Below are 4,536 nucleotides of genomic sequence, written 5' to 3'. Positions count from 1 at the left end.
GCGCAGGCCGTGGCCGTCGGTGGTGCGGGCGGTAGGGAATGGCGGCCGGGAGGGCGGTTGCAGCGCGGTCTACTGGATCGGGCTGAAGATGAAACCGACGGTCCAGACGGCCAGGCCGACAAACGCGCCCACCACCGCGACAGCCCAGGCTGCGGACCATGCAGGGTTCACGTGAAAGTCTTTCGGGTTGTCGTTGGCATCTTTGATGTAGGGATCGCCGGGCTCGGTACGGCAGCTGGCCTCGATCTCGGCCGGCCAATGCGGCACCTTGCCCCATCGCATGGCCAGCCAGCGGGTGCAGATGGCCAGCACGATCAACGGATAGCCCAGCCAGCGCATGGGCAGGAACCACTCTGCCGCCATCATGCGCCACCAGCCTTCGGTGAAGGTTTCGCGCCGGCCGTTGACCGGCATGCAGTACTCGGTCCGGCGATACGCGTCCTCGGGTCCGTCCTCCATGTAGCGGCGCAGGAACTCCCAGTGACGAAGAACGTCCTCCTCGTCCCATGAGGTGGAGGCGAAGGAAAAGGTTTCCCGCACGGTGACACTGTCGTCGGACAGCACATGGCCGCGGATGTCCCAGTTGGCGGTGCCGTAGGTGCGAACGTCGCGACCCAGACAGAAGAACACCTTCTCCCATGGTGCGCTCAGCACCGTGCCGTCATGGCGGAAGGCATGGACCGTCCGCGTCTTGCGGTTGAGGCGGATCGGGTGGTGGGTGCAGCCGAAGGCTTCCTTACGGAGGAGAAATCCACCGATCCAGAACAGCGGAAGGGTCATGGCCATCATCGCTGCAGATGCGAGCATCCATTTTATTTCGCCAAAGTGGCTAAACAACGGCAGTGTTGCAATCAAGAACCCTACGAACGTCAGTAGGAGCCCTATGATTGCCCAAAGCGTCAACCACCCCTTCTCCGCGTAGTAGCGATCCAGGACTTCAAGGCAGGTCGAGTTGACAGCCACGACAGCCAGATGATCGCTTGGCTCCGCCTCCAGCCGCTTCTTCTGGTGCAGCTGTCGCTGTCGCTCCTCGTCGGTCAGCGAACGATTAACTTTGAACTTGAAAATCAGACCTACGTAATCCACACCCTACCCCGCTAAAGCCAGCTTCAGTTCGCGACGTTCCTGCTCCGCGGTCGGATAGTCCTGCAGCCGGCCCCAGCTATAGCAGCGCTCCAGCCAGTCCTGCAGCTTGTTGTCTTTGAAGTGCTCGATCAGTACAACCACGATCAACAGCAACGCAAGCACCACGACACCGAGCAACAAGCTCACGCCGAAAGCGAAAATTGCGCCGATGCCGAGCAACGCTGACGAGAAATACAAGACCATCATGCCAGGCTGATTTTCCTGATATGCCTTAACGCCCTGCCAAAAATCCATTGCCGCCATCACAACCCCGCCGGCGACATTCGCACGGCCACCCCACTTAGCCATAAGGGCGCCAAGCGACTTCATGGCCGTAGGCGCATAGCGCAGACTCCCGGAAGTGGCAGCGTTTTTGACCAAAGTGCCGAGGGTTTCCGACGCGGTGCCGGCCACCGCGCCGAGGCTGGCCCAATAACGGGTGATGGAGTCGAACCGCTCGTGGTCCATCACGCCGTCCTTGTCGGCGGCGACCTTGCTGAAACAAAGGGTCTGCACGATAACGGCCGCGGCGCCCAAGCGTACTTTTGGCGTCACCGTGGTCTTCCAGCGCGTCATTTCGGTGGCTTCGTATTGCTCGACCGTGCGCAGGCTGCCGGCCACCCAGGTCGCGCGTTGTCGAGCGCTCAGGCCCGACGGCATTGACTTCACCACGGCGGGGTCGGCCAACACGAGAAAGGTCTTTCTGGCGGTGCCGTGCATCGGCACACCGCGCATCTGCAGGCGGCGCAACTCGGCGGAGACCGCCCGCTGCATCGCGTTGCGGTCGATCCGGCCGCCGTGCAGCCCCAGCAATTGCCGGATGATCGCGGCCCGGAACGCCTTCTTGCCGCCGGTCACCGAGACTTTGACGATGGGGGCCTGACCGGCCATGCCGAAGGCGATCAAGGCGGGGCGCACGCCCCCGTCGATCCCCTTGTCGAGGAGCTTCATCAACGGCGCCCCGAGCTGCATCAGCAGCTGCGCCGTCGCGGTCTGGGCCGCCGTGCCCGCGACGGCTTGCACTTCTTCATAGGCGCCGATCAGCGCGTCCCAGGGAATGCTACGCGGGTCGAGGGTCGCGGCGTCCACGTTTGCCGCTTTCTGGGCCAACCCCTGCTGGTTGAGCAGCAATGCCCGCACGGCCAGGTTTGCCGGGTCTTCGGGATCGCCTTCCAGTTGCTTGAACACGGCATCGAAGCTCGCCTTCTTGTCCTGGGTGCCCTCCACGCAAAGAGCGAAGGCGACGGCATAGGCAGTTCCGCTGTGCGGATCGTTGGGGTCGAAATTGCACTCGAACTGGGACGTCAAACTCTGGCTCGCCAGCCAAGTCGCATGCGCTTGTGCGAGCGGGCCGGTGAAGATGCGATCGAACGCCTTCATCTTCTTGTCGAAGGACGCTTGCCACCGGGCACGGGCGGTTTCGTCGTACTTTTCCGCGTACTCCTCCCACGCCTCGTCACCTGCCTGATCGAGTTGCTGCGGGGTCAGGTTGCGCAGCCGCTCTTCAAGGTTTGTCAGGTCCTCGTCCAGCTTGTCGTTGAACATCCGCGCCAGCGCCATGCCGGCGTTGGCCGCGCCCCCACCGAAGCCGGCGCCGCCGTAGCCGGGGGACACGGCTTGCCGGGCCTGTCTGTGGGCCTTGGCGATCGCCGACAGCTCGGCCTGGGTGCGAATGCCTTGCCGCATCTGCTCGATTGCGGACGACACTTGCAGCTTGCGTTTGTACTCGGGCCGGTTGACGAACGAGTGCACGCCAGTCTGCATCAGCTGCGCAAGGTCTTGAGTGATGCCGGAGGGGTCGTCCAATGCGAGCACCACGCCCATTCCGTCCAACAGGGCATCGGACGCCTGATTCAGGCCGGCGGCCTGATCGCTACGCGAGTGGAACTTTGCCGGGCTGAACCCGAAGCGCCGTTGCTCCACCTCGGGCGAATATTCGGCAACGCATTCGGCCACGCACGCAATCTTTTCCGCATGCGACGCATTCTGCGAAGCCAGCCACGCCTTCACATCGAACTTGCGCATGTGCCGCTCGCGATAACCGGCGTCCTCATGCTTGGCAAGCACGGCTGGCGTCCACTGCACCTCGGAATAGCCGATCCAGATCGCACTCGCCTGCTTGGGACTGCTGATCGTGATGCATCCGGCCACTTCGGGATGGCCGTTGCGCGAGCATGGTGCCCCTTCCTTCAACGCCGGTGGCAGCGGCCGGCTGATGTCGAAGCGTGTGAAGTGTCCCGTCGGGGTGGCGTAGTAGCCGGACAAGCGACGGCGTGCCTCGTCAAAGATGTAGACGAAGCCATCGCGGACCAGTCGGGTTGTGTAATGCGCGTAGTCTCCCAACGGCACGTCGTGGTCCATCTTGAATGCGCCGGCCAGCTCCGGCGCTTTTGCTTCAACCGGTGCCAATGCGTAGCGCACCGGCAGAATCGGCAGACCTCGCTTGTTGCAGAAGTCGCAGCTTGGGTCGGCAGTCATTGGACAGTCCTTGTGGTTGCCGTGTGTTCCAGTTCTTGGGCAATACGCTGCCAGTCGTCGTCGCTCAGCAGTGCTGCAATGTCCCGATAGGAGTTGCTTTGATCGACCGACTTCAGCATGGCGGCGACTTTCGGGTGTGCATCGAGTCGCGGATGCACATCCATGACGTGGCGTGCGAACGCGATTCTGTCGTCTTCGTCGATCAGTCCGTGCTGCTCGGCCGTGATCAGGGCGGTTTCGACGTAGCGGCTCGCCTCCACCAACGCTTCACGACCTGATTGATCGCCGACGACTTCGTTGATGAGACCGATCCGGGCAATCCGTTGCGCATCGACCATCGATGCCGGTTGCTCATCATCAGCCTTGTCGAGCGTGTGCCATTGGCCATCGACCCAGTACGCCAAGCGATCAACCGGGCCGAATAGTTCGCTCAGCTGCGCCTGCGTCAGCATCCATGTCAGTTGCAGTAAAACGCGGGGATCGTAGTAACGAAGCAGAGCGGACCGGCCGTTCAGCCGAACGGTCAGGCGATGGGCCAAGTGAGCGCGTAGCGTGCCTTCATCGACCTGAGTGAAAAGAATCTGCGCGACCGCCGGCGCCGACCGGTCTTTCGGCGTCGAATCGTAGTCACTCAGCAAGTGTTCGATCTGTCTGGTAGACAGCTCTCGCAGGTCCACCAACGCCGGCAGCAAACTGGCGTCACCGCGAAACCAAGCCGGGCGCAAGACCTGCAGCCGTAACTCGCAGGGCAGAGCATCGATTGCCAACTGATCCACTAGCCCGAACGATGCCTGTCGCAACAACGCGTAGCTGTCGAGGCTCATGCCGCCACGAGCCCGTCGCCGCGTGCACTGGCCTTGCGCATCTTGAATTCGCACAGCGTGGCCTCGCCCTTGGCCAACGCCGGGGCCTGCAAGGTCGCGCTCTGCTGCG

At 62.7% G+C, this 4,536-nt stretch carries 3 protein-coding genes; all 3 read right to left on the bottom strand.

Annotated elements, in window-relative coordinates; all coding sequences use genetic code 11:
* Positions 1–69: 69 nt before the first annotated feature.
* From N799_RS13910 to N799_RS13900, 3 genes are read right to left on the bottom strand one after another with little or no spacing between them, the layout of a single operon-like run.
* Positions 70–1,086, bottom strand: a complete 1,017-nt coding sequence (locus N799_RS13910; protein ID WP_152597980.1) for a DUF6708 domain-containing protein — start codon at positions 1,084–1,086, stop codon at positions 70–72.
* A gap of 3 nt (positions 1,087–1,089) precedes the next feature.
* Positions 1,090–3,603 (bottom strand): T6SS effector BTH_I2691 family protein, encoded by a 2,514-nt coding sequence (locus tag N799_RS13905; protein WP_152597979.1) that lies wholly within the window; start codon positions 3,601–3,603, stop codon positions 1,090–1,092.
* Complete coding sequence (locus N799_RS13900; RefSeq protein WP_036213868.1) at positions 3,600–4,427, bottom strand: DUF4123 domain-containing protein; 828 nt, start codon at positions 4,425–4,427, stop codon at positions 3,600–3,602. The genes N799_RS13905 and N799_RS13900 overlap by 4 nt, the downstream gene beginning before the upstream one ends.
* Positions 4,428–4,536 lie beyond the last annotated feature (109 nt).

The sequence above is a fragment of the Lysobacter arseniciresistens ZS79 genome (assembly GCF_000768335.1).
Classification (GTDB): domain Bacteria; phylum Pseudomonadota; class Gammaproteobacteria; order Xanthomonadales; family Xanthomonadaceae; genus Novilysobacter; species Novilysobacter arseniciresistens.
Note: the sequence above shows the minus strand (reverse complement) of the source record. Positions and strands in the feature narration are given on the sequence as shown.